Source organism: Pseudomonas reidholzensis (genome assembly GCF_900536025.1).
Lineage (GTDB): Bacteria > Pseudomonadota > Gammaproteobacteria > Pseudomonadales > Pseudomonadaceae > Aquipseudomonas > Aquipseudomonas reidholzensis.
This window is the reverse complement of sequence record NZ_UNOZ01000037.1, coordinates 29,957-55,997: the sequence shown is the minus strand read 5'-3', so window position 1 is coordinate 55,997 and position 26,041 is coordinate 29,957. Positions and strand designations below refer to the sequence as shown.

The following is a 26,041-nucleotide window of genomic DNA, read 5'->3' as shown; positions in this document are numbered from 1 at the left end:
TTGATTATCCGGTGGTTTTTCAGGGGTTCGGCGCTCATACCGTGGCGTTAATACCAACTTGTGGGCTGCTGACCACGAACCGGCGGCGTTTCACTGCTGACTGAAGCAATACGCGACCCACGGAAGGGCAGATCGCGTGTTCACCAACAAGCAGTCGCGGAGTCGCCCATGAATACTCAAGCGTTGATCAAAGCAACAACAGCCCTGGCGCTGGTCATGTCGTTGGGCCTGGCCGGCTGCAGCAGTGGCGGTGGTGGCAGTCATAGCGATGTCGACGGCTCTTCGGCGAGCCCGGATGCCGGCGCTGGCACGGGTGGCGGTGGCGACGGTGGCACGGATGGCACCGGCGGTACGGGCGGCACCGGGGGCGGTACGGGGGGTACAGGCGGCGGTACCGGTGGCGGTACGGGGGGGACAGGGGGTACCGGCGGTGGTACAGGCGGTACGGGTGGTACAGGCGGCACCGGTGGTGGCACGGTCGGCGGCGGTACCGGCGGTGGCGGAAGCACACCGGGCGGCGGTACCCCAGGCGGCGGTGATGGCGGTACTGGCGGTGGCAGCACACCCGTAGTGACCGTCACCGGTCAGGTGGTCGATCAAGTCGGCGGCACCGTCTCGGGCATTGGTACCGGCGTCAGCAACCTGGGTGACCAGATCGGCTCACTGCCGATCGCGGGCGACACCTCGTTGACCGGTGGCGTCGGCTCGCTGGTGTCGTCGACCGGCGATGCCCTCAACAACGTTGGCACTGGCTTGAGCGAAGGGCTCGGGCAACTGGGCACCGGCGGCAACGCCGTGGGCACCACGCTGGGTGTGGTGGGCAGCGCCACCGCCGAAGTCGGCACCGGGGTCTCGGGCCTGGGGCAGGGGCTGCAAGGCCTGGCGCAAAGCACGGCGGTCGAGCAGGTGCCGGTGGTCAATCAGGTGGTCGCGGTGGCCGGGCAGGGCGTCGATCAGGTCGGCCAGGTGGTGACCATGCTCGGCAATACCCTGACACCGGTTGGCACCACGGGTCCGTTGGCCGGTGCCACCCAAGGCCTCAGCGATGCGCTGGTGCCGGTGGTGTCGCTGGTCGAGAACACGACGGCCAACCTGACCCAGCAGACCGGCCTGGCCGGCCCGCTGAATCAGACCCTGAACCAGGTCGGCAGCACCCTCGACCAGGCCGGGCAGCAGATTGCCGGCGCGGATGCGGGCAACCCGCTGGGTGATACGGTCGGCCAACTGGTGAGCAATCTCGGCGGTGCGGTCAGCACCACCAGCGGCCTGGCACCGACCACCGGGGATCCTCGTACAGGCCTGCTGGAAACCGTCGGCGGCGTGGTCGCCGGGGTTGGCAGCGGGCTGGATGCGGGTAGCGGCAACCCCGTGGTCAGCGTCGCCGGGGCGACCACCGCGCAGGTCGGCAATACCGTGGCGTCGCTGGGCACGGTGGTGGGCGGCAACGGCGTCACCAACACCGCGGCGGGTGCACCGCTGGCGGCGGTCACCCAGCAAGTGGGTACGGGCCTGACCCCAGTGGTCAGCGGTGTCGCCAGCGTCACCCAGCAGGTCGGCACCAGCACGGGCGTCGGTGCGCCGCTGGCCGGTGTGCTGAACCAGGTGGGCGGCGCGGTGAGCGATGTCGGTACGCAACTGGGCAACGCCAACCCGGTGGTCAGCCAGGTCGGCGCCACGGTGGGGGCGCTCGGCAGCACGGTGGCCGAGGCCGGTACGCTGGTCAACGGCGGGACAGCCCAGGGCGGGCTCGGTGGTGTACTCAGTGGCGTGACTGGTGCGTTGGGAGGTGGCCAACGCTGAGAGCAGGCTACGCTGTCACTGTCCGCCTCTATCGCGAGCTTGTACCGCGCTGGAGGCGGCGCTGCATGTGAACATCCTGCGGATCATGGAGTATCCGAATGCGTGCTCTGGTCATGCCCCTGCTGATCGTTTCCTGGGCCAGTCTGGCCCATGCCGAACCCCTGCCAAGTTTTCTCAACAGCAACGACACCGATCGCCGCTTGCCGATTCCCAACCTGCCCGCCGACGCGTATCGCCCCACCCCCTCCGGTGCGCAGTTGCCGAGCAACGGCAGCGCGCAGCCGCCGCCCTTGCAGATGAACACCCAGGTGCAGGTACGCAAGGTGCGGTTCGAGGGCGGGACCGTCTACCCGCTGAATGACCTGCGCGAGCATTACCGCCCGCTGATCGGCCGCCAGGTCAGCCTGGCAGAGCTGATCGACGTCACCCGCCGCTTGACCCAGCGCTACCAGCAGGATGGTTATCTGCTGTCGTACGCCTACTTGCCTCCGCAGGATTTCGCCGACGGTCGGGTGCGGGTGGTACTGGTCGAGGGCTATATCCGCGATTACCAGCTCCAGGGCGATATCGGCGCCAGCGCCGCCTACCTGGATGAACTGATGACCAAGCTCAAGGCCGAGCGGCCGCTGACGCGCAAGACCTTCGAGCGCTACACCAGCCTTATCAGCCGGATCCCCGGCGTGACCTTCCAAGCCCAGGTGCCGCCGCCGGGCACCACCGATGGCGGCGCGCGGATGATCGCCCAGGCCTCGCGCAAGCCCTTCACCAGCACCCTGAGCCTGAGCGAGAGCAGCCGCGACGACCTGCAGGCGTTGATCGGCGTCACCAGCAATGGCCAGACCCGCTTCGCCGAGCAGCTCTCGGCCAGCGTGCTGGTGCCACCGGGTGAGGACAACGCGCGCTACTGGCGTCTGGATTACAGCCAGTACCTGGACAGCGAAGGCAGCAAGGTGCTGCTCTCGGCCTCGCGCTATCGCAGCGATCCCAAGGCGCTCATCCGCCTCGACAACGGTATCGACCTGACCCAGCACCGCGAAAACGAGCGCTATTCGATCGGGATCAGCCAGGCGCTGATCGCCTCGCCCACCGAGTGGCTGGAGGTGGTCGGGCGCTTTTACGCGGTCAATGACCGCATCGACTATCAGGTGGTGGGTTTCCCCCTGCAACTGGACAGCGAGACCGACCTCCGCGCGCTGTCGTTCGAGGGCGACTGGCGCAAGGCCGAGGCGCAGCGTCTGCGGATCGTCAGTGCCGGGGTGTACCAGGGCCTGGACTACCTCGGTGCGCGCAGCAACGCCGACTACGACCTGGATTTCCTCCGTCTGCGCCTGTCGGCCCTGCAGAGCGATCAGTTTCTGCAGAACTGGCAAGGCGTGGCTTCGGCGGCGCTGTACTGGAGCGGCGACAGCTTGCCCGACAGTGAACGGGCGGTCTTCGGCGGGCAGAACTTCGGCCGTGGCTACCCCAGCGACCAGGCCTCCGGCGACAAGGGCTGGGGGCTGGCCTACGAGCTGAACTACAGCTTCAAGCGTGACGGCAACTGGGTGAAGGTACTGCAGCCCTACGTGGCAGTGGATGCCGCGCGGGCCTGGTTCAACGAACTCGAGGTGCAGCAGTCGAAACTGTCGTCCGCCGCGCTGGGCATGCGCTTTGGCGACGCGCACTATTACAACATCGCGGTGGAAGTGGCCAAGCCAATGTCGGACATCGCCCTGGACAGCCTCAACCGGCGTCCGCGGGTGACGTTGAGCTTTAGCTATCAGTTATGAAGGGCGCTGGTGCATGCCCCCGCGATGAGGACGTCAACGACGCGGCAACAATCACTGCCTGACCATTTGCATCCTGGGGGTGGGGAACAGGTTTTCCAGGGTTTCCAGCAGGCGGGCGTGGTAGATCGGTTTGCGGAACAGGTCCAGCACGTGCAGGCGCAGCAGGTCGCTGACGTCTTCCATGTCGGCGTGCCCGGACATGACGATCACCGGCAGGTGTTGCCGGGCCGTGTGGTCGCGCAGGCGCTTGATCAGGGCGATACCGTTTTCTTCAGGCATGCGCAGGTCGGTGATGACCAGGCCGATGTCCGGGTGCTGGGTGAGTTGCTGCAAGGCGACTTTCACCGAGGTCGCGGTGTGGCACAGGAAACCTTCGTTTTCCAGCAGTTCGGCCAGCTCCTGCAATGCCTCTTCCTCGTCGTCGACTAACAGTAGTTGCTGACGCAAGGAAGAGTTGGGCATTGGCGGCTCCTAGGTCCGAACATTAACGTACAGCGACGAGAAGGTGCTGCTTTTAAGGAGTAGTGATCGCGTCTTGGATGGTCTGCATCAAATTGGTTACTTGAGTCGAAATAGGCGTCACGAACGCCGCCAACGCTACCGCGACCATCGCCGCAATCACCGCGTATTCGATACCCGAAGCCCCTTCTTTGCTTTGCAGAAAAGTTTTGCAGTGAACATAGAGTTTGAGCAGCAGCATGGCACATCTCCTTGCGCGGTTCGGCGCGGGTCGGGGTACTGCAGTGATACCCCTTTGCCATCAAATCATCGCCTTCCTGCGCCGGCGCGCAAATGTATCAATGAGTTAGTCATAAAGTACGGGTTCGGCTCAGTCGCGCTAAGTTCCTGTTTTGTATCACTGTCAAATTCGTGACTCGAAATTGCTGACGTGCTTCATGGCGAAATAGCTGCTCTGGACTACCGTCCAATAGCGAAATAGTTACTTTTTGCCATCATGCTTCCAGGACGGGAGAGCGGTAATGAGCAGTCGCTTGACCATGATCCTTGCCGGTGTGTTTCTGTTTGCAGCCTTGCTCGCGGGCTACTGGGGGCTGACCCTGAGTCGTCCGCCCGCGCCGGTCGCTGCGCCACCCACCGCCGAGGCCGCTGCGCAGCCGGTGGCAGTACCCGCGCCGGTCCAGGTCGATGAGCCGCGCCGTTCGCCCATCGTCGTGCTGCGTCGGGACGTGGCGGCCAACACCCCGCTGAGCGAAGAGGATGTCTTGCTCGAGCGCCTGCAGGTGGTCCCCGCAGGCGCCTTCAGCCAGCTTGAGCAAGTGCTTGGGCGCAGCAGTGCGCGGCCCCTGACCCAGGGCGCGTGGCTCGACGAGAACAGCTTTCAGGCGGGCGGCCCGCTGGCGCGGATGATCCGCCGCCACGAGCGCGCGGTGGCGCTGGCGGTCGATGAAGTGATCGGCGCGGCGGGGCAATTGCGCCCCGGCGACTATGTCGACGTGCTGCTGTTCTTGCGCGAGGAAAACAACAACCCGCAGTCGTCCGCGCAGATCGTCCTGCCAGCGCTGCGGGTGCTCAGCGTCGGCGAGCAGACGGGCCTGGCCAATGACGGCCACCCGGCCCAGACCGCCGAAGAACAGAAAGCCCGCCAGCCCATGGGCAATGGCACCCGCACCGTGGCCCTGGCCGTGCCCGAGGCACTGGCCAGCCGGCTGATGCTCGCGGCCCAGGCCGGCACCTTGCGCCTGGCCGTGCGCAGTGCCGACGAGCAATTGCTGGCCGGCTACTGGGCCAACCCGCAGGCCAAGCCGCAGGTGGCCGAGGCCAACCGCGAGCTGTTCCGTTTCAGTCAGTTGTCCCAGGTGCCGATCGCCAAGGCGGCCACCACTGGAGCGGCACCTGGCATGCAGATCATTCGCGGCGCCCAGGCCAACGATTCGACCAAGACACCCTGACCCAGCAAGGATGCCGCCATGCGTAGTTCCGCGCGGATGTTCACACCGTTGTGCCTCGCCCTGCCTTTGTTGCTCGCCTGGCCATTGGCCGAAGCGGCGAGCAAAGGCTGCGCGGCGTTTGCCGAGCTGCCCTCGGTGATCGAGATGGACCAGGGTCTGCAGCAGGAGCTGCGCCTGCCGGTGGCGATCAGCCGGGTGGCGGTGGGCGAGCCCAAGGTCGCCGACGTGCAGGCCAGCGGCGAGCGAGCGGTGCTGCTGACCGCCGTGGCGCCGGGCAGTACCAGCGTCATGCTGTGGACCGCCTGCGCGCCGACGCCGCATCGGGCGATGCTGTTCGTCAAGGGCCAGGCCTCCGTCGACATGGCCGCGGGGGCGCTGTTGCCGTCGCAGGACAGCCAGCTGCCGAGCCAGGTGCAGGCCGACATCCGCTTCGTCGAGGTGCGGCGCAGCAAGTACAAGGAAGCCGGCGCGCGGTTGTTTTTCAGCGGCTCGAACAACAGCCTGATCGGCTCGCCCGGGACCGTCCCGGGCACCACCGTCAGCCCGGGCGGCGCCTCGGGCATACGGCCTGTGATTCCGCTCGACGACAATGTCTTCAACATCGTCTGGGGCGGTGGCAGCAGCCGCTTTCTGGCAATGATCAACGCCCTGGAAAACAGCGGGTTCGCCTACACCATGGCGCGGCCAAGCTTGACCGTGCTCAGTGGTCTGACCGCAAGTTTCCTGGCCGGTGGTGAAATTCCGATTCCGGTCCCCAGTTCGGGTAGCGATAACGTCTCGATCGAATACAAGGAGTTTGGCGTGCGCCTGGCCTTGACGCCGACGGTGATCAGCCGAGACCGCATCATTCTCAAGGTGGCGCCCGAAGTCAGCGAACTGGACTACACCAACCCCGTCAACATTGCCGGCACCCTGGTGCCTGGCCTGAGCGTACGACGCACGGATACCAGCATCTCCCTGGCCGACGGTGAAAGTTTCATCATCAGTGGCCTGGTCAGCGCCAACACCCGCTCGGCGGTCGACAGGCTGCCTGGGTTGGGTAGCTTGCCGATCATCGGTGCGCTCTTCCGCCAGTCGGCCCTCAACCGTGAAGACACCGAGCTGCTGATGATCGTCACCCCCCACCTGGTCCAGCCGCTGGCGGCCAACGCCCGCCTGCCGGAGCTGCCGGGCGAAAGCCTGCGCACCTACGACCCGAGCTGGGGCCAGCTGTTCTTCCTGGAAAACGGCAACTTCGACGGCCGTAGCGGGTTATCACGATGAGCGAGCACCTGAACCAGACCTGCCTGGCGATTACCCGCAACGAAGAGGACCTCAGCTGGCTGCAGGGCGCCCTGGCGTCCCACGGGCAGGTGATCGGCGCCAGCGGTGGCAGCCTCGACGAGCTGCTGGCGCTGGTCGACGTGACCTTCAGCAACCTGGTGTTCATTGGCCTGGACCGTGAGCAACTGGTCAACCAGTGCGCGCTGATCGAAGGGGTGCTGGAAGCCAAGCCGATGCTGGCGATCGTCGCCCTCGGCGATGGCCTGGACAACCAGCTGGTGCTGCACGCCATGCGCGCCGGCGCCCGCGATTTCGTTGCCTATGGCTCGCGGGCCAGCGAAGTGGCCGGGCTGGTGCGGCGCCTGAGCAAGCGCCTGCCAACGGTCACCAGCAACCCCAGCCTGGGCGGCCTGACCGTGCTGTATGGCGCCCAGCGCGGCGCCGATGGCGCGCTGCTGACCACCCACCTGGCGCGGGTGGTGCAGAACAGCGGCCAGCAGACCCTGCTGCTCGACCTCGGCCTGCCGCGCGGCGACAGCCTGGCGCTGCTCGGCCTGGAAGCCTCGTTCTTCTTCGGCGACGCCCTGCGCCATCTGCGGCGGCTGGATGCGACGCTGATCGACAGTGCCTTTGCCCGCGACAACAGCGGCCTGCGCATCCTGGCCTACGCCGAACCCGACGAGCTGTTGCGCAAGACCAGCCCGGCCGAGCTGTACATGCTCCTCAGTGCCCTGCGCCAGCACTTCAAGCACATTGTCGTGAACCTCACCGGGCAGGCCGACAGTGAAGCCCTGCGGACCATCGTGGCCCACTGCGACAAGCTGATCTTCTACACCGACCAGAACATCATCGACTGCCGGCGCAACCTGCATGTGCTCGAGCAGTGGCGCGACCGTGGGATGAAGCTGGACCACGCCAGCCTGCTGGTCGACCGTTACCTGCGCAACGTCGCGCCCGACCCGGATGCCTTGGCCAAGCGCTACGGCTTGCCGTTGCTGAAGACCCTGCCGTACAGCCCGGAGGTGCGTCTGAGTGCCAAGAACCAAGGCCTGAGCCTGTTCGAAGTGGCCCCGCGGGAAACCCTCACCCAGGCCCTGCAAACCCTGGGTGAGCGCCTGGCGCGGCGCTCGGAAAGCCTGGCGGCGCCGAACGTCACCTGGCTGCGTCGGCTGTGGGGCAGCAAGTGAGCGGCGACGAGCCGTTCGGCGGGCCGCGCCATGCGGCAGCCGAGCCGCAGGCGCTGAAGCGCGCCTTGCACCGGCATGTCATCGACACCATCGAGGACAGCGGGCGCAACCTGCTCGAAGGGGCGCGGCCGGCGCTGACCCAGTTCGTCTTCGAGCAGGTCGGCGACTATGTGGCGCGCCTGCGCCTGGCGCTGTCGCGCTACGAAATGGAGCGCATGGCCGAGGAGCTGGTCGACGAACTGACCGGCTATGGCCCACTGGAGGTGCTGCTGCGCGACCCCAGCGTCACCGAGATCCTGGTCAACGGCCCGTACCGGGTGTTCGTCGAACGCGCCGGGCTGTTGCAACTGAGCGACCTGCGTTTCATCGACGCGCACCACGTCGAGCGGGTCATGCAGCGCATCCTCGCGCCACTGGGCCGGCGCCTGGACGAATCGTCGCCGATGGTCGATGCGCGCATGCCCGACGGCAGCCGGGTCAACGCGATCATCCCGCCGGTGGCGCTGGACGGGCCGTGCCTGTCGATCCGCAAGTTTCGCAGCGACATGCTGAAGAGTGCCGACCTGCTCGCGACCCGCGCCATCGACCAGAACATCTTCGACTTTCTCGAGCGTGCGGTGGGGCGGCGCTGCAACATCCTGGTCAGCGGTGGTACCGGCACCGGCAAGACCACCCTGCTCAATATCCTCAGCCAGATGATCGCCGCGCATGAGCGCCTGGTGACCATCGAGGACGTCGCCGAGCTGCAGCTCAATCACCCCCATGTGGTGCGCCTTGAGACGCGCCCGCCAAACGTCGAGGGGCATGGCGAGATCAAGTCCAGCGACCTGATCCGCAACGCCCTGCGGATGCGCCCCGACCGCATCCTGCTCGGTGAGATCCGTGGCGCCGAGGTGCTCGACGTGCTCACCGCGATGAACACCGGGCATGACGGCTCGATGAGCACGGTGCACGCCAACACCGCCCAGGACGCCTTGTTGCGCCTGGAGACGCTGGTCGGCCTGAGTGGCCGGCAGATCGCCGAGAAGACCTTGCGCCAGATGATCTGCGCGGCGCTCGACGTGGTCATCCAGCTGACGCGCCTGCCGGATGGCCGGCGCTGCGTCAGCGAAGTGCTCGAAGTGGTCGGCGTGCGCGACGACGTGTACGTCACCAATACCCTGTTCCGCCTCGACCGGCGTGGCGGCGATGTATTCCTGCGGGAGGCGCCGAACCCGGCCGGGGCCAAGCTGCGCAACGAAGGTGTGCTGTGAGCGGCGCGCTGCTGCTGGCGCTGTCGCCCTTGTTGCTGGGCGTCTCGCTGCTGCTGTTTCGCCTGGGCCTGTACAAGCGTGGCGAAGAGCGCATCCTCCAGCGCCTGGGCCGCGCCTACCGCGCGGTGCGCGCGGGCAAGGCGCGCCGCGACTGGTTCGACCCGCTGCTGCTGCGCGCGGGGCTGGACACCACCCAGTTCAATCCCCAGCCATGGCTGCTCGGTTGGGTCGGCCTGATCCTGCTGGGGCAACTGGCGGCGGGCTGGCCTGGCGCACTGCTGCTGGTGCTCGGCGTGCCGTTGCTCGGCCGCCTGTACCTGAGCTGGCGCTATCGCCGGCGCCTGCGCCTGATCATCGAGCAACTGCCCAACCTGCTCGACTACAGCGTGCGCAGCCTGAAGGCCGGACGCACCCTGAACGATGCGGTGCTGGGTGGCATCGACGGTAGCCGTGAGCCGTTGCGCTCGACCATGGAGCGGGTGCGCCGCAGCGTGCGTCTCGGCGTGGCGCTGGACGCTGCCTTGAGCGAGCTGGCCGAGCTCTACGACCAGGACGAGTTGCGCCTGCTCGCCCTGGGCCTGCGCATCAACCAGCAGTACGGCGGCAACGCCAGCGAGCTGTTGGAAAACCTGATCAAGCTGATCCGCGAACGCGAGCACGGCGCTCGGCAGCTCAAGGCAATGACCGGCGAAACCCGAGTCACCGCGTGGATTCTCGGCCTGTTGCCGCTGTGCATGGTGGGCTATTTCCTGCTCGGTAACCCCACCTACCTGCTGAGCATGTGGCGCGACAGCCAGGGGCAGATCCTGCTGTTGCTGGCCTTCGCCTTCCAGGCCCTGGGTTGCCTGGTGCTGTGGCGCATGATGAGGAGCCTGTGACGATGGCCTGGCTACTGTGTGCCGTGTGTCTGTTGGCCGGCTTCGCCCTGTTGGGTGCGCAGATGCTGCGCCAGTTGCGCACGCGGCTGTTGATCGCCCGTCGGCTGCAGGGCCAGCTGGCCCGCGAAGAGCGCCTGGGGGACTGGTTGCACTGGCTGGGCAGCAGCAAGCTGGGCCTGCGCCTGCAACGGCTGGATGGCGAAACCCAGGCGCTGCTCGACCGCGTCGGTTGGCGGCGCAGTCGTCAGCGGGCGCTGTTCGCTGCGTTCCAGCTCGGCCTGCCACTGCTGGCGGTGGGCCTGGCGCTGGTGTTTCAGCACGGGCTGATCGGTGCCTGGGTCGGCCACTGGCTGGTGCTGCCGATGTGCGCACTGGGTGTTGGCTACTTGCTGCCCAAGCGGTTTCTGGCGGTGGCGGCGGCGCGTCGTCAGCAGCGCATCGCCCAAGAGGTGAGCCTGCTGATCCCCTTGTTGCGCATCCTTTTCGAGACCGGGCTCACCGTCGAGCAGGCGCTGCGGGTGCTGAGCCAGGAAGGCCGCACGCTGCTGCCTGAGATCAGCGAAGAGCTGCGTCTGGTGCTGCAGCGGGTCGACTCGGGCATGGCCCTGGCCAGCGAACTGGAAAAAACCGCCGGTCTGCTGGCCGTGGACGAACTGGTCGACACCTGCGTGATCCTGCGCCAGTTGCTGGTGCAGGGCAGCGGCGCGATGAAGTCGTTGCAGGGCTTGAAGACCCTGCTCGACGACCGGCGCCTGACCCGGCTGCAGGAGCGGGTGTCGAAGATGTCGGCCAAGATGTCGGCGGTGATGATGGTGTTTCTGTTCCCGGCCCTGCTGATTGTTCTGGCGGGTCCGGGCCTGACCGCGTTGGCGCGGGCATTGGGGTCATGAGGGGAGCGTTGCGATGAAAGCGATATGGCTGTTGACGGGGCTGTTGGCGCTGACCGGTTGTGCCGGCCAGACGCCTTCGGGGTTTGCCCACCTGCTCGCTGGCGGCAGTTGTGCCAAGCCGGACAGCGACCAGCAGCTGGCGCTGAACCTGTCGGATGAAATGCTCAAGGAGGGCCGCCCGCACGCCAGCCTGGCGCACTTGCAGGAACTCCCCGAGAGCATGGACCAGGTCCGCCTGCGCAAGGCCAAGGTGCTCCGCCTGCTCGGTCGCAGCGAGGCCGAGCCGCTCTATCGCAGCCTGCTCGGCGGCTGCCTGGCCGCGGAAGGTGAACACGGCCTGGGGCAGATCGCCTCGGCGCGTGGCGATGACGTGCAGGCCCTGCTCAACCTGCAGCGTGCGGTGAAGCTGGCGCCGACCGACGAGAAGGTGCGCAACGACCTCGGTGTGGTGCTGATGAACCTGGGCCGCCATGAGCAGGCGCGCTTCGAATTTCTCACGGCGATCGAGCTGAAGGATGACAACCCCTTGCCCGCGGTCAACCTGGTGACCTTGTCGCTGGTACAGGACAACTGGCAGCAGGCGGCCGACCTGGTCACCCGCCTGCGCCTCAAACCGCAGCAGTTTGCCGAGGCGCAGGCGCGGGCCAAGCAGTTGAAGTCGAGTGGGCGCGGTGGGCTGCCCCTCAGTTGAATGATTCAGTTGAAAACCCGAACTTCGGGTGCGACCCCAGTTCAATGCTCGGGAGGGCGAAACGATGCTGAAGCACATGATCCTGCTGGCCAGTCTCTCAGGCTCCATGGCTGCCATGGCCGTCGAGCTGGCATACCCGTCACCCCCCGAAACTGCCACCGAAGCCCTGCTCCGGGTGCAATCGAGCAACCAGCAGGCCTCGCCCCGGCTGCAAGTGCAGACCGCCAGCGAGCGCGACCAATCCATGCATCGCTGGCTGGAGACCTACAAGTACCAGATCCCGGACTTCTTCCGCTGGGTGAAGAGCGGCTCGGAGGATAACTAGTGGGTGGCGAAGCGCTGGTGGATGGGTGACGAGCGTGGGGTCAGGGCCAGCGCCAGCTGCGTGCGGTTGTGCATGTGGGTCAGGCGCAGCACCTGCGACACGTAGAGTTTGACGGTGTTCTCGGTGATGCCCAGCTCGCAGGCGATCTGGTAGTTGGTCTTGCCCTTGCTGACCAGCTTGGCGACTTCGAGCTGGCGCGGCGAGAGTTTTTCGAACACGGCCGGCAGCTCGGCTTCGCCTTCCTCGGCATCGCCGGCACGTCGGTGGGTGCCTTGGCCGCGGGCTTTTTCCAGGTCCTGGTAGAGGTCGTCGATGGACTCCGCGAGGTATTGCAGGCGCTGGTTGAGGCTGCCCAGCTCGCGGAAGTTGCGCCGCCGATCGAGCAATGCCTGCTCCTGGCGGCGTACGCCTTCGAGCAGTTCATCGAGGTTCATGGGCTTTTGGTAGTAGTCGGCAAACCCTTCGCGAAGGGCGCGGATCACATCCTGCTTGTCGGCACGGCCGGTGAGCATGATCGCCTCGAACATGCGCTGGCGGCCGGTGCTCTCCTTGAGCGCGCGGACCAGCTCGATGCCATCGCGCTCGGGCATGTGCAGGTCGCACAGCACCAGGCCGATCGCCTCGTCGGCCTGGTAGCGCTGGAGCGCCTGGGCCGTCGAGTGGGCAGGGACACAGGCATAGCCCTGGCTCTCGAGAAATTCGCAGAGTTCTTCGACGATCACTGCCTGGTCGTCGACTACCAGGATCTTTACCTCACTCACCGATCTGTTCACGTTCAACTCCCTGTTTGATTCGCCCGCTCCCGTGCCAGACACACTGACGCTTTAGAAAGTAGTCTCACTTTGCGGTTATGTACAAGGGCTGTACAAGTTATCCGACCGTCTGGTCATTCATTGGATCCATACGGAGGTCAATAAAAAGCCCACGAGTACGTAGGGTGCGAACGGCTGTTTGTCGCCCACCTGCTCGGCCAGGGCCTGCAGGCGCTTCTTCACTTTGGGGTTGAGCAGGGTCCACAGGCGGCGCCGGCTGAGCAGCCACAGCAGCACGGCAATACCCGCCCCGATAAAGGTGCCGAGCACGTATTGATGGCTGGTGGCCAAGGCCAGCGCGGCCATCAGCTTGACGTCCCCCGCGCCAAAGCGCCCGAGCATGTAGCCGGGCAGGGTCAGCAGCATGACGATCGCCAGCGCCCAGCCGGCATCGCTGGCGTCGGCGCCGATCCAGCTGTGGCCGGTGGCGAACATCCAGGCCAGGGCACAGGCGGCCACACCCAGGGTCAGGGTGTTGGAAATCTGCCGTTCACGGACATCCTGTTCAGTACACAAGGCAAGCCACATCAAGAGAACAATGCTGTGCATTGGCAAATCGCCATCCCTATTCGTTGAACGGTTCTATGCTGTCACTCAGGTTGGTTAAGTCTGGGTTTCATAGTCAGGGTAGACGCGAACATGCAAGCAAGCCCGGCAGGACGGCAAAAAGGCGCAGCAGCCATCGAGTTTGTCGCGGTATTCATGATCTTTTTCGCGGTGTTCTACGGTGTGGTCAGCTATGCGCTGCCGATGCTCATGCTGCAGTCGTTCAACCAGGCCAGCAGCGAGGCGGTGCGCCGCTGTGTAGCGCTCGACCCGACCAGTGCCACGTACGCCAATGACGTGCAGATCCTGGCCCGCCAGGTGATCGACCAGCAGTTGAGCTGGATGCCCGCGGCCCTGGGCTTCCGGTCCGCCACGGATGCCCGCGTGGTGCTTGCCAACAAGCTGCTGACCGTGACGATCGACTACCCGAGTGCGCGCCTGAACAACGTGGTGCCGTTCTTGCGCTTGCCGTTGATCGGTGAGGTGCCGCGGCTGCCTGCGCAGTTGAAGGCCGAAGCGAGCCTGCAGCTGTGAGCGGCCTGTTCGATCGTTGGCGCGCGGCGCCGTTGCCGTCGGCCGAGGCCGAGCAGCCGGCGGCAATGGGCTTGCAGGTCTGGCTCGACGACCAGGCCCGGGTGCTGCGCCTGGCGGGGCCGCTGCGCACCCTGCTGGCCTTGCCCGCACCGGGCCAGCGCCGGCTGCACGACTACGTGCAGCGGCACAGCTGGGTGGTCCTCGAAGGTGACCCGGCAGACTGGCAGGGGCAGCCGCTGGACCTGGACTTCCAGGGCGTGCTGGGCCATCCACTGCACACCCGCGGTTGGCTGCTGCGCCAGGGCGAGGCGTGGATGTTGCAGCTGTTCGACGTCGGTGACCTGCTCCACGAACGCGCCAGCAACGGTCAGCAACAGGCCGAGCAGGTGCTGGCCACGCAGATGAGCCGTGCCCTGCGCGAGTGTGGTGAAGCGCACCTGTGCGAGGCGGTGAGCGAACAGTTGCAGGGCCTCGCGCGGCACTGGCAGGCGGCTTCGCTGCGTTTGATGGTCGAGGAGGACGGCCACTGGCACAGTTACGCCAGCAGCGATGAGCAGTGGCCCTGGCCAGACGATGCCAGGTTGCAGCCGTGGCTGAGCCAACTGCCGCCACAGGCGTTGTCTGACACCCAGCTGCCGGCGGAACTGCTGGCACTGTGCGCGGGCGGCACGCTGAGCCTGGTGCCCTATCGGCAAGCCTCGGACGTGCAGGCCTGGTTACTCTGCGCGGGCGGCGCGACTACGCCACACGGTGCCCAGGGGCTGGTCGAGGCCTTGGGCCAACCGTTGCTCAGCCGGCTGCACCATGCCCGCAGCCTGCACCAGGCGCGCCACCTCGACGAGCTGCAGGCGCAACTCGGCGCAGGCTGGTGGGAGTGGCCGCTGGAGGGTGACCTGCAGCTGGATCCGGCGCTTGCCGCGAGCCTTGGCCTGCCGCGCCAGATCAGTTTGGAACAGTGGTTGGCGCGTCTCCACCCGGCCGACCGCGAGCCGCTGCAACTGGCCCTGGAGCAGGCCTGGGCCGGCCGTGAGCTGAGCCTGGCGCTGCGTGTGCCTGACGCCGATGGGCAGCGCTGGTTGCATTGGGCCGGCCAGTTGCAGGGGCGCCGCCTGCGCGGCTTTCTGCTCGACATCAGCGCCCTCAAGGCGCAAGAACAACAGACCGGTGCGGCGCGTGCGCGGCTGGAAAACCTGATCGCCAGCTCACCGGCGGTCATCTACGTGCAGCGCTGCGTCGACGGCGCCCTGCACAGCGAATTCTTCAGCGCCAGCCTGACGCCGTTACTGGGGTGGACCAGCGACAGCGAGCAGGCCCGCCAGCCTGGCCTGGCGGTGCATCCGGATGACCAGCCGCTGTGGCTGGAACGGACCCGCAGCCTGCTGCGCGAGGGTCAGGTGCGCTGTCGCTTGCGCTTGCGCGACAGCCGCGGCGGCTATCACTGGATCCTCGACGAGGCACGGCTGCTGCGCGACGACCTCGGTCAGCCGCTGGAAGTGGTAGGGCTGTGGCTGGATGTCAGCGAGGCCACCGAGGCGGCCGAACGGGTCCGTCAGAGTGAGGAACGTTACCGGGTGCTGGTGGAGGACTCGCCGGCGATGATCTGCCGCTACCGGCCGGACCTGAGCCTGGTGTTCGGCAACCGGCCGCTGGCCGATTACCTGCATTGCACGCCCCAACAGCTGGTCGGCATGAACCTCGATCAGTGGCTATCGCCCGGCCAGCGCGAGGCGTTTGTGCAGCGCCTGCAGGCGTTGACCCCGGAGCAACCGATGAGCAGTGCCGAGATCTGCCTGCAACTGCCTGGGCGCGAGCACGCCTGGTGGATCTGGGCCGATCGCGGCCTGTTCGACGCGCAGGGCCGGCTGCTGGAAATCCAGGCGGTCGGGCGCGACAACACCGAGGTGCGGCGCAGCCAGCAGCAACTGCTGCAAGGGGCCAAGATGGCGACCCTGGGTGAGCTGGCCACCGGCCTGATGCACGAGCTCAACCAGCCACTCAATGTCATGCGCATGGCCACCGTCAATGCCATGAAACGGCTCGAGAACGGCACCGCGGAGCCGACTTACCTGCTGGAAAAACTGCAGCGCATCGAGGCCCAGGTGGAGCGCGCGGCGCGGCTGGTGGAGCACATGCGGGTGTTTGGCCGGCGTTCCGAGGTGGAGCGTGCAGCGTTCCCGGCCTGGGCCGCGGTGGTGGGCGCGGTGGCGTTGCTCGACGAGGGGTTGCGCGGCAAGGGCGTCACCTTGCAGGTCGAGGCCCCGCGCCAGCTTGCCCAGGTACTCGGCCATCAGGACCAGCTCGAACAGGTGTTGATCAATCTGCTGGTCAATGCCCGCGACGCGCTGCTGCAACAGGCCCGCCCGGCGGCGCGGATCTGCGTGCACCAGAGCCTCGCGCCGGGCCAGGTGATGCTGTGGGTGGAAGACAACGGCGGGGGGATCGATCCGCTGTTGCTGGAGCGGATCTTCGAGCCGTTCTTCACCACCAAGCCGGCCGGCGTCGGCACCGGGCTGGGGCTGTCGGTGAGCCACGGCATCGTGGTCGCCATGGGCGGCAGCCTGTGGGTCGAGAACCGGGGCGACGGCGCGTGCTTCTGTATCAGCCTGCCGGCTCACATGATCAACTGAGCACGGCTCCCGGAGCAGGTCAGGTTGGCGCCGACTTCAGCGTTGTTCAGGTCGATGCCCAGGACCTTGAGCAGGGTGTTGATCAGCGGGTCCAGCAAGTTGCTGAGCAGGCCCTTGATGATCGGTTGGAGGGTGTTCTTGACGATGTCGAGCAGGCCGGCAGTGAGCACCATTATCTGCCCGAGGCCGCTATTGACGGTGGGTTTGTAGGCTTCGAGATGAACGCCCATCAAGGTGTCGCCGAGGCTCGACACCACCAGTGTATCGGCCATCGGCAAGTACGCCGCAGGAAGGCCGATGTTGGGAGGGGCGCTGGTGCCGTTGAACAGTAATCCGAGGTCCACTGGACCGCTGCCCAGTACCTTGCTGTCTACCCGTATGCCGATACCCCCCGCTGCATAGGGTATGCGGGCGGCGCACGACGTGCTGCCGCCCAGGCCCAGAAGTTTGCTGCAGCGCTGGGTGCCGATATCTATCAAGGGCACGGCCTTGACCGCGGTCGTGCCTTGGGTGAAGAACGCATCTGGCGAGTCGAACTTGCCCACGGCCAGTTTTACCGCCGATTTGCGTGTCAGCGCCTTGATGCTTTTCGGCGAGCAGCTGAACGTGTCTGACGCCGCCGGGTCGAGTCGGGTAGTCGCTTCGGCGGCCTCCAGCCCGATGTCGATGCGTACCTGGGTATCCAGCAACTTGATGCTGATGACGTCGCAAGGTACGCCCAGCAGGCATACCACTGAATTCAGCGTGGCGCCCAGATTCAGGCTGAGCAGGTTATTGACGATGTTGGTCAATGGCGCTGCCAGCGCGAGTACATCGTTGAGCAGGTTGCCCAGCAGCGTCAGCAGCGGCAGGTCGAGTGAGATCATCGCCCGGATCTGCGCCGTATGCACTTCGAGGGTGTCCTTGCTCGGGTCGCCCACCGCCGAGATCTGCTGCGGCTCGATGACCTTGATCCGCACCCGGCCATTGACCAGGCCCAGCACGCTGATTGGCAGGTCGGCGGTGGCCGCGCTCTCACTGGCCGCCAGCTGGATCACACCTTGCACCAGCTGCAGCAGCTGGATACTGGTGTCCAGCCCGGCCTGTGCGGTGCCGTTCTGGATATCGAGCAACTCACCCAGGTGCAAAACCGTGCCATTGGCAGTGCCCAGGCTCAGCTTGCCCAGGCTGGTCGCCGCATCGGCGAACGCACCGCTCTGTTGCAGCACCTTGACCGCCGCGTCGAGCAGCTTACTGATGGTGGCATCGGCGCTGAGCACCTTGTCGTAGTCACCGACCTTCACGCCCAGGTCGATGGCCAGTTGATCGAGGTACTTGAGCAGGTTGATGTCCGCAGAAGCGATGCCCTGCCAGCCGAGCAGCTCCAGTTTGGTGCTGCTGCCCAGGGCACCGAGCAGCGCGTCGAGGAGAACCGACTGTTGCGTATTGACGCTGGCCAGGGTCGTGCGGATGCGCAGCATGGCCTGCGGCGGCAGCGGCAGCGCGGCTGCCGCGCTGGCATGAAGGGTCGTGGTCAATGGCAGGTTGCCGTTCTGCACCAGGGCAAACACGCCGGCTGCAACACTGGTGGCCACGGTGTGGCGCACATCGACCTTGATCACTTCGTTGCGCGCGTTGTCGCTGGTAAACGCCCGTGTGCTGTTGGCGCCCGTCTGCATGTAGCCGCAGCTGGCTTGCAGCGGGTCGCCCGGTAGATGGCCGTTGCGCGTGGCCGCCGTGCGGGCGATGGCGGTGGCCTGCGGGCCGGTGCCGGTACATACGGCATATTGCCCGGCGGCTTCCAGCGCCGCCATGTCGGCGATGCGCTGGAGCTTGCGTTGTTCCAGGTAGAGCCTGCCGCTGTCGACCACCAACAGCATGAACAGCAGGGCCAGGCCAAGGGTGATCGCGGCCATCAAGCCGATCGCACCCCGTTGGCGCACAGCGGAACGGGTAACCACGGGCACTCCTTTGCCGACCATTAGCCATGCAGCGTGGCGGCGGTGCCTGGAGTGTAGTCAAGCTAATGGCAAGTTGCCTGCTCTGCCGGCCGCGTGGCTCAATGCGGCGGGTACTGGCTCAACACCTGCGCCACGGTCTTCTGGATCGCGGCATTGCGCTCCTGCGGGCTGGGCGGGTAGTTGTTCATGATCTGCTCGGCACTGCCACGCCAGACCAGCTTGCCGTCGCGGCCATCGAACAGGTCGACCTGGATGGTCGCCACCTTGTAGTCGACGCTGCGGGTTTCGTTGTACATCGGCCCACCCCAGTAGCCGCCCCAATAGCCTCCCCAGCCACCGCCATAATTGGTGGTGATCTGCTGCTGGCGCTGTTCCACGATCAGGTAGCTGCGCACCTTCAGGTCTGCCTGTGCAGCGCCTTGCACCGGGCGCAGGCCGCGCTGGTCGAGCTGGTCGGCGATCGCCTGGCGGATACGCTGTTCGGTCAGGTCACTCTTGATCCGCGGATCGTCCGGGCGGTACTGCAAGCCGGGGTCCTGCCAGGCCCAGCTGCGGTAACCGGCAAAATCACGACTGGCGTCGAAATCCTGCTGGACGTTGTTGCTCGAGCAGGCGCCCAGCAACAGCACGATGGACAGCACAACGAGACGACGCAACATGATGATTCTCCGTTAAGCGTTAACTGGGAGGATAGCCGCTGAGTGCCTTGTCTATGGAGTCGCGTAGGGCACTCTCGCGATCCCGGGGCGAGTCCTTGCCACTGCCGCTTTCGGCGCTGGCGCTCCACACCGGCTGGCCGTTGCGGGCGTCGAACAGGTCGATGCGCACCACCATCACCTCGACCTCGTAGGTGCGTACGATCGGCACGCTGGCGTAACCGCCATAGCCATTGCGGTAGCCGCCATAACCGACACCGCCATAGGGGTAGCCACCGCCGTAGTAAGGGTCGTAATCGTAATCACGCACCTGGCGCAGGCGCCGCTCCAGGCGCAGGTCGGCGCTTACCAGCAGGTCGGCGTTGCCCGCGCGGGCCGGCCGCAGGCCATGTTGGTCGAGGGCGCCGCTGACCGCATCGGCCAACTGCGCCGGGTCGGCACTGGCGCTGCCACTGGGCAACTGGCCGTTACGCCAGCTCCAGCTGCGGTAGCGGCCATAGTCGCGCGGCGGCGCCGGGTAGGCGCTGGCGTCGAAGGTGTTTGCAGCCTGGGCTGGTGCGGGCGGGATCGAACCCGCCGCGACGTAGGGGTTGCTGCCCTGGCAGGCGGCCAACGCCAACGGCAGCAGGGCCAGGCACAGCAGACGGTAGGGCATGCGGTTCTCCCGGCGGGTGGGGTCAACGCGGTCGGCAGATCCAGTGCAGGTAGCGGCCCAGCCCGGCGAAGCTTGGATGACGGCGGTGGGCCAGCTCCATTTCCAGCAGGTCGAGCAACTCGGCCTTGGCCTGGAACTCCCTGGGCATATAGTCGTGGAACACCCGCACACCACTCTCGCTTTCGACCGCCCAGATCGGTTCAAGTTGCGCCCGCAGCTCACGCGGATCAAGCGGTTTTTGCGGGGTCAGGCTCTGCTTCTCGCCGGCCAGGTGATTACTGCGCAACTTGCGGAAATGACCCTTGAGCAGGTTGCGGTACACCAGCGCATCACGGTTGTAGAACGCCAGCGACAACCAGCCGTCAGCGGCAGTCAGCTGGTGCAGCACGGGCAGGATGCTCTCGGGTTCGGCGAGCCATTCCAGCACGGCGTGGCACAGCACCAGGTCGTACGGTTCAGTGAGTTGGCCGAGCAGGTCCTGCCAGGGCGCCTGGATGAACGTGGCGCTCTGGCCGGCTTCGGCGAAGCGTGCCTTGGCCCCGTCGAGCATCGGCGCGGCCGGCTCGGCGAGGGTCACCTGATGCCCCCGCTGGGCCAGCCACAAGGCCATGTGGCCCAGGCCAGCACCGATGTCGAGGATGCGCAGCGGGCGATCGGGCAGGGCCTCGGCCAGGTCGGCCTGGAGCACCGCAAGGCGAATCGCACCCTTGGCCCCGCCGTAGATCTTCTCGGCGAAGCGGGTGGCCAGTTGGTCGAAGTGACGGTCGTTCATCGGGCGAAGCGCCTTTCGCTGTCGGCCAGTTTGGCCCGTACCACCTGGTCCATGTCCAGGCCCAGCTCGCTGCACAACAGCAGCAGGTAGAGGACGATGTCGCCGACTTCCTGGCCGGCGTGGGCGAGTTGCTCGGGGGGCAGTTGGCGCGACTGGTCTTCAGTTAGCCACTGGAAGATTTCCACCAGCTCGGACATCTCGACGCTGGCGGCCATGGCCAGGTTCTTCGGGCTGTGAAATCCGCGCCAATCGTTGTTGTCGCGGATCTGGTGCAGGCGTTCGGTCAGTTCTTGCAGGTTCATCAGGGCTCTCCTATGGCGCATAGCTTCCGGCTAGCCCTGATGTAAAGCAAGCGTCGTCGGGGGCGATCACAAGGTCTGCCAGCGCCCGACCATGTGCAGCAGGTCACCGTGGCCGTCCAGTCGCAGTTCACCTGCCGGGCCTGCCGCACTGGCACTGAGGACGACCTCCGACGGCAAACGCACCGGCTTGCGGAAATCCACGGCAAACTCGAAGCCTGCCGCAGGCAGGTGGCCGCCCAGCGCGGCCAGGCTCATGGCCTTGCTCCACATGCCGTGGGCGATCGCCCTGGGGAAGCCGAACAGCCGCGCCGTCGGCGCACTCAGGTGAATCGGGTTGTAGTCGCCACAGACCTTGGCATAACGCCGGCCGATATCGCTGTCGGCGTACCAGCGTGTGGCTTCGGCCAGCGCGCCGGGCTCGACCTCTGCCTGTTCAGTGCCCTGCGTTGCGAGCTTGAGGCCGCGCACCAGCATGCGGCTGGTTTCGCGCCAGAGCAGGCCCAGGCCGTCCTCGGCTTCGCTGATCAGATCGAACGTGCCGCCCTTGGCATGCGCCTGCAGGTTGTCGGCGTACACCGCAAAGCGCAGCCCGCCGATGCCGCCCAGTGGCCGCAGGACTTGAATGCTGTTGTGCAGGTGGACCAGACCGAGCAGCGGAAAGGGGAAGTCTGGCGCCGTCAGCAACTGCAGTTGCAAGGTGAACGCCATCACATGCGGGTAGGTGCCGGGCAGGCGGCCGTCGTCGGCGAAGTGGCACAGCCGGCGGTAGGCGGCAAGGTGCTCGGGCTGGACCCGGAGCAGGCAGCGCAGGCCGGCCTCGGGCAAGCGATCGCCGCTGATCTTGCGTTTGCCCAGCGCACGCAGGTACAGGCTGGCGCTGGAATCGGGGCTGTGCAGGTCGTGCCATTGGCGGTTCATGCTCATGCCCCCATCAACGCCTGGCCGCAGACCCGCAGGGCCTGGCCGTTGACCGCCCCGGAGCCGGGCTGGCTGAGCCATGCCACGGCCTCGGCGACATCTTGTGGCTGGCCACCCTGGCCCAGCGAACTCAGGCGCCGGCCGGCCTCGCGCAGGGCCATGGGCATGGCGGCGGTCATGTGGGTTTCGATAAAGCCCGGGGCGACTGCGTTGATACTGCCGCCGCGCTCGGCCAGTGTCGGCGCCCAGGCCTGGGCCAGGCCGATCAGGCCGGCCTTGCTGGCGGCGTAGTTGGCCTGGCCGCGGTTGCCGGCGATGCCGCTGACCGACGCCAGCAAGGTAATGCGTGCGTCGGCGCCGAGCGCGCCGGCGTCGAACAGCGCCTGGGTGAGTACCTGCGGCGCCTTGAGGTTGACCGCCATGACCGCGTCCCAGTACTCCGGGGTCATGTTGGCGAGGGTCTTGTCGCGGGTGATGCCAGCGTTGTGCACGACGATATCGATGCCCTCAGGCAAGCCTTCGAGCAGCTTGGCGGCGGCATCATTGGCGCAGATGTCCAGCGCCAGCGCGCGGCCACCCAGCCGGCCGGCGAGGGCGTCGAGGTCCTGCTGCGCCTGTGGCACGTCGAGCAGCACCACCTCGGCGCCGTCCCGGGCCAGGGTTTCGGCGATCGCCGCGCCGATGCCACGGGCGGCGCCGGTCACCAGCGCGCGGCGCCCGGCCAGCGGCCGGGTCCAGTCCTGCACCTGGCTGGCGCACGCTTGGAGGCGCAGCACCTGGCCGGAGATGAACGCGCTTTTCGGCGAGAGGAAGAAGCGCAGGGCCCCTTCGAGCTGATCGTGGGCGTCTTCAGCGACATACAGCAGTTGGGCGGTGGCGCCGTTGCGCAGCTCCTTGCCGAGCGAGCGGCTGAAGCCTTCGAGGGCGCGCTGGGCGACGCTGGCCAGTGGCGCGTCGAGGGCTTCTGGCGGGCGGCCGAGGATCACCACATGGGCACTCGGCGCCAGGCTGCGCACCAAAGGTTGGAAGAATTCACGCAACTGGCTGAGCTGGTCGCTGTCGGACAGGTGGCTGGCATCGAACACCACGGCCTTGAGCTTGGGTCCAAGGCCGGCCACCCACGCCGGCGCCTGCAGGTCAGTGCCGGCGAAGCTGTAAAGTTCGTCGGTGAGCCGCGCGGCAATCGCCTCGACCTGGTTCGCCAAGGGCCCGCCACCCAGCACCAGGGCACCTTCGACCGGGCGCAGACGCCCGGCCTGCCAGCGCTCCAGCGGTGCCGGGCTGGGCAGGCCGAAGGCGTCCACCAGGCGGCGGCCGAGGTTGGAGTTGGCGAAGCCGAGGTAGCGATCACTCATGTGCGGGTCTCCCTGAAGGCAAGCAATGAAGTGTGGACCAACTTTGCCGGGTGGTCGTTCGAATGGGCGAAAAACACCTAGGCTGTACGGATCAAATTGTTTCAGGAGGAAATAACGCATGCCTTCAACTCGCCGGGTCGCGATCCTGGGTGGCAACCGAATCCCCTTTGCCCGTTCCAACGGTGCCTACGCCAACGCCAGCAACCAGGCGATGCTTACCGCCGCCCTAGAAGGCCTGATCGAGCGCCATCGCCTGCATGGCCTGCGCTTGGGAGAGGTGGTGGCCGGGGCGGTGCTCAAGCACTCGCGGGACATGAACCTGACCCGCGAGTGCGTGCTCGGCTCGCGGCTGTCGGCGCAAACCCCGGCGTACGACATCCAGCAGGCCTGCGGCACCGGCCTGGAAGCGGCCTTGCTGGTGGCCAACAAGATCGCCCTGGGGCAGATCGACAGTGCCATTGCCGGTGGCGTCGACACCACCTCGGATGCCCCCATTGGGGTCAGCGAGGGCTTGCGGCGGATCTTGCTCGAGGTCAATCGCGGCAAGACCCTCGGTGAACGGCTCAAACCGCTGCTGAAGCTGCGCCCTGGCCATCTCAAGCCGGAACTGCCGCGCAACGGTGAGCCGCGTACCGGGCTGTCGATGGGCGAGCATTGCGAGCGTATGGCGCAGACCTGGCAGATCGAACGCGCAGCCCAGGATGAGTTGGCCCTGCTTAGCCATCGGCACCTGACACAAGCGTTCAGCGAGGGCTGGCATGACGACTTGCTGACGCCTTACCTGGGCCTGAACCGCGATAACAACCTGCGCCCTGACCTCACCCTGGAGCAGTTGGCCAAGCTCAAGCCGGCGTTCGACCGCAGTGGCCTGGGCACCCTGACTGCGGGCAATTCGACCCCATTGACCGATGGTGCCTCGGTGGTGTTGCTGGGCAGTGAAGCCTGGGCCCAGGCGCAGGGCCTGTCGGTGCTGGCGTACCTGGTCGATGGCGAGACGGCGGCGGTCGACTTCGTCAACGGCCAGGAGGGGCTATTGATGGCCCCGGTGTATGCCGTGCCGCGTTTGCTGGCGCGCAATGGCCTGAGCTTGCAGGACTTCGACTACTACGAGATCCACGAGGCGTTCGCCGCCCAAGTGCTGTGCACGCTCAAGGCCTGGGAGGATGCCGACTACTGCCGCACCCGCTTGGGGCTGGAGGCACCGCTGGGGGCGATCGACCGGACCAAGCTGAATGTGAAGGGCAGCTCGCTGGCGGCGGGGCATCCGTTTGCCGCGACCGGTGGGCGGGTGCTGGCCAACATGGCCAAGCTGTTGGCCACAGCCGGCAAGGGACGCGGGTTGATCTCGATTTGCGCGGCGGGCGGGCAGGGGGTGACGGTGATCGTTGAGCGCTGAGCAAACCTGTTAGGCTGGTCTGACCAGAACTACAAGATCAGACCATGGCGAGCATCGGACACCTTTCTGCGCCCCGCGCCATCCCAGCGCTGGACCACCTGCCCAGGCCCCTCTACGCCCGCGCCGAAAGCCTCGGCGCCGGCTCCTGGACCACCCGCCATCGGCATGACTGGGTGCAGTTCTCCTACGCCATCAGCGGTGTACTCAGCGTCTACACCAGTGATGGCAGCTACTTCGCCCCGCCGCAATGGGGCGTGTGGATCCCCGCTGACCTCGAGCACGACGTCGCCAGTTCGATGCGCGCCGAGATGCGCAGCCTGTATGTGCGTCGCGACGCCTGCCCGTGGGCGGCGGACCAGTGCCGGGTGCTGGAAGTCACACCGCTCGCGCGCGAGCTGATCAAGCAGTTCTGCCTGCTGCCGGTGGAGTACGCGCAGGGCGACACCGCCGAGGCGCGGCTGGTGGCGGTGTTGCTCGATCAGTTGCGGGCACTGCCGGAGGTGGCGTTTTCGCTGCCGTTGCCGCGTCATCCTGGGTTGTTGCGGCTGTGCAACAGCCTGATAGTCGCCCCCGATCAGGTGCAGACCCTGCAGCAATGGGCGCTGCAACTGGGGTGTTCGGAGAAGACCCTGATGCGCTTGTTTCAGCGTGAGACGGGTTTGAGTTTTCGCAGCTGGCGACAACGCATGCGCCTGTTGTCGTCGCTGGCGTTACTCGAGGCGGGGGAGAATGTGACCGAGGCGGCATTGGGCTGTGGCTATGATTCCACCTCGGCCTATATTGCGGCGTTCAAGCAGCTGTTCGGGTTTACTCCTGGGGAGTTGCGGCTTTAGACATCGTCGAATGTCTGTGCTGGCGCCTTCGGGGAGCAAGCTCGCTTAGTTTGTGTCGTTTCGATTGTTGGGCTTATCCGTTGGGTGTGGTGTGGCCACTGGCCCCTTCCGCCCTTACGACGGGTCACTTTTGGCAAACGCCCGGTGTGCCGGCCCAGCCAAAAGTAACCAAAAGGTCTTGGCTCCTGCATCCGGCCCTTCGCTTCGCTACGGGTTCCCTCACTCCGGTCTTGCTCCCGTGAGGACCGCGCCGGACGGGCCTTCCTGGCCCGCGGCGCTTGCCGGCCATCCATGGCCGTCACCTCACTCCGCAAGACCTCCGTTCGGCCTCCTGAAGTCGCAGTAGATCAAGATCACAAGCCAGATCAAGATCAACGGCCAGATCAAGGGCCAGGTCAACGGCTGGCGAATCGCTGCGCTCTCGCTGCTTTATAAGGGCGGTACAGCGCGTCAGCGCCAGAATGTGCATTGGCAGTTCCGGCCTCTTCGCGGGTAAACCCGCTCCCACAGGTTCTCTGCTGACTGTAAGGCCACTGCGGTCCCTGTGGGAGCGGGTTTACCCGCGAAGAGGCCAAGCTATCCACCACAATTGCCACTGTCGAAGATAACGCCAGCCCAGGCGCCACCCGTAACTTGGCGACCTCAGGAGGCCGAACGGAGGTCTTGCGGAGCGGGGTGACGGCCAGGAAGGCCGGCAAGGGCTGCGGGCCAGGAAGGCCCCTGCAGCCC

25 protein-coding genes are annotated in these 26,041 nt (G+C 66.3%); 14 read left to right on the top strand and 11 right to left on the bottom strand.

All coding sequences use genetic code 11. The features are described 5' to 3' along the window. The first annotated feature begins 168 nt into the window (after positions 1-168). Together CCOS865_RS25595 and CCOS865_RS25590 are read left to right on the top strand one after the other, a co-directional pair. Positions 169-1,800, top strand: a complete 1,632-nt coding sequence (locus tag CCOS865_RS25595; protein ID WP_119146140.1) for a collagen-like triple helix repeat-containing protein — start codon at positions 169-171, stop codon at positions 1,798-1,800. Between the two features lie 98 nt (positions 1,801-1,898). Further along, entirely contained in the window at positions 1,899-3,569 is a 1,671-nt protein-coding gene (locus CCOS865_RS25590) for a ShlB/FhaC/HecB family hemolysin secretion/activation protein (protein WP_119146138.1), read from the top strand. Between the two features lie 51 nt (positions 3,570-3,620). On the opposite strand, the gene CCOS865_RS25585 is transcribed toward CCOS865_RS25590, so the two are convergent. Together CCOS865_RS25585 and CCOS865_RS25580 are read right to left on the bottom strand one after the other, a co-directional pair. Next, entirely contained in the window at positions 3,621-4,031 is a 411-nt protein-coding gene (locus CCOS865_RS25585) for a response regulator (RefSeq protein ID WP_119146136.1), read from the bottom strand. A 52-nt stretch (positions 4,032-4,083) separates the two neighbouring features. Next, complete coding sequence (locus CCOS865_RS25580) at positions 4,084-4,269, bottom strand: Flp family type IVb pilin (protein ID WP_119146134.1); 186 nt, start codon at positions 4,267-4,269, stop codon at positions 4,084-4,086. Between the two features lie 280 nt (positions 4,270-4,549). Here CCOS865_RS25580 and cpaB point away from each other — a divergent pair, with 280 nt between their 5' ends. The 8 genes from cpaB to CCOS865_RS25540 all read left to right on the top strand — a co-directional run bounded on the left by cpaB (position 4,550) and on the right by CCOS865_RS25540 (position 11,966). After that, complete coding sequence (cpaB, locus tag CCOS865_RS25575) at positions 4,550-5,479, top strand: Flp pilus assembly protein CpaB (protein ID WP_119146132.1); 930 nt, start codon at positions 4,550-4,552, stop codon at positions 5,477-5,479. An 18-nt stretch (positions 5,480-5,497) separates the two neighbouring features. Beyond that, entirely contained in the window at positions 5,498-6,742 is a 1,245-nt protein-coding gene (locus CCOS865_RS25570) for a type II and III secretion system protein family protein (protein WP_119146130.1), read from the top strand. Beyond that, positions 6,739-7,929, top strand: coding sequence for a CpaE/TadZ family protein (locus CCOS865_RS25565; protein WP_119146128.1), 1,191 nt, complete (start codon positions 6,739-6,741; stop codon positions 7,927-7,929). Before CCOS865_RS25570 ends, CCOS865_RS25565 begins: the two co-directional genes overlap by 4 nt. Then, the gene (locus CCOS865_RS25560; RefSeq protein WP_119146409.1) at positions 7,926-9,182 is read left to right on the top strand and encodes a TadA family conjugal transfer-associated ATPase; all 1,257 of its coding nucleotides are present in this window, start codon (positions 7,926-7,928) and stop codon (positions 9,180-9,182) included. The genes CCOS865_RS25565 and CCOS865_RS25560 overlap by 4 nt, the downstream gene beginning before the upstream one ends. Next, positions 9,179-10,060, top strand: a complete 882-nt coding sequence (locus CCOS865_RS25555; protein WP_119146126.1) for a type II secretion system F family protein — start codon at positions 9,179-9,181, stop codon at positions 10,058-10,060. Before CCOS865_RS25560 ends, CCOS865_RS25555 begins: the two co-directional genes overlap by 4 nt. Positions 10,061-10,062: 2 nt before the next feature. Beyond that, positions 10,063-10,950, top strand: coding sequence for a type II secretion system F family protein (locus CCOS865_RS25550; protein WP_119146124.1), 888 nt, complete (start codon positions 10,063-10,065; stop codon positions 10,948-10,950). Positions 10,951-10,963: 13 nt separating this feature from the next. Then, positions 10,964-11,641, top strand: a complete 678-nt coding sequence (locus tag CCOS865_RS25545) for a tetratricopeptide repeat protein (RefSeq protein WP_119146122.1) — start codon at positions 10,964-10,966, stop codon at positions 11,639-11,641. Positions 11,642-11,705: 64 nt separating this feature from the next. Continuing rightward, the gene (locus tag CCOS865_RS25540; protein ID WP_119146120.1) at positions 11,706-11,966 is read left to right on the top strand and encodes a DUF3613 domain-containing protein; all 261 of its coding nucleotides are present in this window, start codon (positions 11,706-11,708) and stop codon (positions 11,964-11,966) included. On the opposite strand, the gene CCOS865_RS25535 is transcribed toward CCOS865_RS25540, so the two are convergent. Together CCOS865_RS25535 and CCOS865_RS25530 are read right to left on the bottom strand one after the other, a co-directional pair. Then, complete coding sequence (locus CCOS865_RS25535) at positions 11,963-12,745, bottom strand: response regulator transcription factor (protein ID WP_415842716.1); 783 nt, start codon at positions 12,743-12,745, stop codon at positions 11,963-11,965. The genes CCOS865_RS25540 and CCOS865_RS25535 overlap by 4 nt on opposite strands. A 111-nt stretch (positions 12,746-12,856) precedes the next feature. Next, positions 12,857-13,327, bottom strand: coding sequence for an A24 family peptidase (locus tag CCOS865_RS25530; RefSeq protein ID WP_119146116.1), 471 nt, complete (start codon positions 13,325-13,327; stop codon positions 12,857-12,859). A 90-nt stretch (positions 13,328-13,417) separates the two neighbouring features. Here CCOS865_RS25530 and CCOS865_RS25525 point away from each other — a divergent pair, with 90 nt between their 5' ends. After that, positions 13,418-13,858: a TadE/TadG family type IV pilus assembly protein gene (locus tag CCOS865_RS25525; protein WP_119146114.1), complete on the top strand. Its 441-nt coding sequence runs from the start codon at positions 13,418-13,420 to the stop codon at positions 13,856-13,858. Positions 13,859-13,923: 65 nt separating this feature from the next. After that, positions 13,924-16,485, top strand: coding sequence for an ATP-binding protein (locus tag CCOS865_RS25520; protein WP_119146406.1), 2,562 nt, complete (start codon positions 13,924-13,926; stop codon positions 16,483-16,485). On the opposite strand, the gene CCOS865_RS25515 is transcribed toward CCOS865_RS25520, so the two are convergent. The 7 genes from CCOS865_RS25515 to CCOS865_RS25485 form a co-directional block, all read right to left on the bottom strand. Beyond that, positions 16,470-18,425, bottom strand: a complete 1,956-nt coding sequence (locus CCOS865_RS25515; RefSeq protein ID WP_244216178.1) for a pilus assembly protein TadG-related protein — start codon at positions 18,423-18,425, stop codon at positions 16,470-16,472. The two genes, CCOS865_RS25520 and CCOS865_RS25515, sit on opposite strands and share 16 nt — an antisense overlap. A 98-nt stretch (positions 18,426-18,523) precedes the next feature. After that, complete coding sequence (locus CCOS865_RS25510) at positions 18,524-19,084, bottom strand: DUF4136 domain-containing protein (RefSeq protein ID WP_119146112.1); 561 nt, start codon at positions 19,082-19,084, stop codon at positions 18,524-18,526. A 19-nt stretch (positions 19,085-19,103) separates the two neighbouring features. Continuing rightward, complete coding sequence (locus CCOS865_RS25505) at positions 19,104-19,736, bottom strand: DUF4136 domain-containing protein (RefSeq protein WP_119146110.1); 633 nt, start codon at positions 19,734-19,736, stop codon at positions 19,104-19,106. A 22-nt stretch (positions 19,737-19,758) separates the two neighbouring features. Further along, positions 19,759-20,508, bottom strand: coding sequence for a methyltransferase domain-containing protein (locus CCOS865_RS25500; RefSeq protein WP_119146108.1), 750 nt, complete (start codon positions 20,506-20,508; stop codon positions 19,759-19,761). After that, the gene (locus tag CCOS865_RS25495) at positions 20,505-20,810 is read right to left on the bottom strand and encodes a MazG-like family protein (RefSeq protein WP_119146106.1); all 306 of its coding nucleotides are present in this window, start codon (positions 20,808-20,810) and stop codon (positions 20,505-20,507) included. Before CCOS865_RS25495 ends, CCOS865_RS25500 begins: the two co-directional genes overlap by 4 nt. A gap of 66 nt (positions 20,811-20,876) precedes the next feature. Beyond that, positions 20,877-21,728, bottom strand: coding sequence for a MaoC family dehydratase (locus CCOS865_RS25490; protein ID WP_119146104.1), 852 nt, complete (start codon positions 21,726-21,728; stop codon positions 20,877-20,879). A gap of 2 nt (positions 21,729-21,730) precedes the next feature. Continuing rightward, the gene (locus CCOS865_RS25485) at positions 21,731-23,083 is read right to left on the bottom strand and encodes a 3-oxoacyl-ACP reductase (protein WP_119146102.1); all 1,353 of its coding nucleotides are present in this window, start codon (positions 23,081-23,083) and stop codon (positions 21,731-21,733) included. A gap of 118 nt (positions 23,084-23,201) precedes the next feature. On the opposite strand from CCOS865_RS25485, the gene CCOS865_RS25480 reads away from it, so the two are divergent. Beyond that, a complete protein-coding gene (locus CCOS865_RS25480; RefSeq protein ID WP_119146100.1) occupies positions 23,202-24,479 on the top strand; it encodes an acetyl-CoA C-acetyltransferase in 1,278 nt (425 codons plus the stop codon). A gap of 44 nt (positions 24,480-24,523) precedes the next feature. Continuing rightward, a complete protein-coding gene (locus CCOS865_RS25475) occupies positions 24,524-25,312 on the top strand; it encodes an AraC family transcriptional regulator (protein ID WP_119146098.1) in 789 nt (262 codons plus the stop codon). Positions 25,313-26,041: the final 729 nt, after the last annotated feature.

Bases quoted from the DNA above. Each gene is read 5' to 3' on its own strand.
- CCOS865_RS25595 (WP_119146140.1), top strand. From the start codon at position 169: ATGAATACTCAAGCGTTGATCAAAGCAACAACAGCCCTGGCGCTGGTC.
- CCOS865_RS25590 (WP_119146138.1), top strand. From the start codon at position 1,899: ATGCGTGCTCTGGTCATGCCCCTGCTGATCGTTTCCTGGGCCAGTCTG.
- CCOS865_RS25585 (WP_119146136.1), bottom strand. From the start codon at position 4,031: ATGCCCAACTCTTCCTTGCGTCAGCAACTACTGTTAGTCGACGACGAG.
- CCOS865_RS25580 (WP_119146134.1), bottom strand. From the start codon at position 4,269: ATGCTGCTGCTCAAACTCTATGTTCACTGCAAAACTTTTCTGCAAAGC.
- cpaB (WP_119146132.1), top strand. From the start codon at position 4,550: ATGAGCAGTCGCTTGACCATGATCCTTGCCGGTGTGTTTCTGTTTGCA.
- CCOS865_RS25570 (WP_119146130.1), top strand. From the start codon at position 5,498: ATGCGTAGTTCCGCGCGGATGTTCACACCGTTGTGCCTCGCCCTGCCT.
- CCOS865_RS25565 (WP_119146128.1), top strand. From the start codon at position 6,739: ATGAGCGAGCACCTGAACCAGACCTGCCTGGCGATTACCCGCAACGAA.
- CCOS865_RS25550 (WP_119146124.1), top strand. From the start codon at position 10,063: ATGGCCTGGCTACTGTGTGCCGTGTGTCTGTTGGCCGGCTTCGCCCTG.
- CCOS865_RS25545 (WP_119146122.1), top strand. From the start codon at position 10,964: ATGAAAGCGATATGGCTGTTGACGGGGCTGTTGGCGCTGACCGGTTGT.
- CCOS865_RS25540 (WP_119146120.1), top strand. From the start codon at position 11,706: ATGCTGAAGCACATGATCCTGCTGGCCAGTCTCTCAGGCTCCATGGCT.
- CCOS865_RS25530 (WP_119146116.1), bottom strand. From the start codon at position 13,327: ATGCACAGCATTGTTCTCTTGATGTGGCTTGCCTTGTGTACTGAACAG.
- CCOS865_RS25525 (WP_119146114.1), top strand. From the start codon at position 13,418: ATGCAAGCAAGCCCGGCAGGACGGCAAAAAGGCGCAGCAGCCATCGAG.
- CCOS865_RS25520 (WP_119146406.1), top strand. From the start codon at position 13,924: ATGGGCTTGCAGGTCTGGCTCGACGACCAGGCCCGGGTGCTGCGCCTG.
- CCOS865_RS25510 (WP_119146112.1), bottom strand. From the start codon at position 19,084: ATGTTGCGTCGTCTCGTTGTGCTGTCCATCGTGCTGTTGCTGGGCGCC.
- CCOS865_RS25505 (WP_119146110.1), bottom strand. From the start codon at position 19,736: ATGCCCTACCGTCTGCTGTGCCTGGCCCTGCTGCCGTTGGCGTTGGCC.
- CCOS865_RS25500 (WP_119146108.1), bottom strand. From the start codon at position 20,508: ATGAACGACCGTCACTTCGACCAACTGGCCACCCGCTTCGCCGAGAAG.
- CCOS865_RS25495 (WP_119146106.1), bottom strand. From the start codon at position 20,810: ATGAACCTGCAAGAACTGACCGAACGCCTGCACCAGATCCGCGACAAC.
- CCOS865_RS25490 (WP_119146104.1), bottom strand. From the start codon at position 21,728: ATGAACCGCCAATGGCACGACCTGCACAGCCCCGATTCCAGCGCCAGC.
- CCOS865_RS25485 (WP_119146102.1), bottom strand. From the start codon at position 23,083: ATGAGTGATCGCTACCTCGGCTTCGCCAACTCCAACCTCGGCCGCCGC.
- CCOS865_RS25480 (WP_119146100.1), top strand. From the start codon at position 23,202: ATGCCTTCAACTCGCCGGGTCGCGATCCTGGGTGGCAACCGAATCCCC.
- CCOS865_RS25475 (WP_119146098.1), top strand. From the start codon at position 24,524: ATGGCGAGCATCGGACACCTTTCTGCGCCCCGCGCCATCCCAGCGCTG.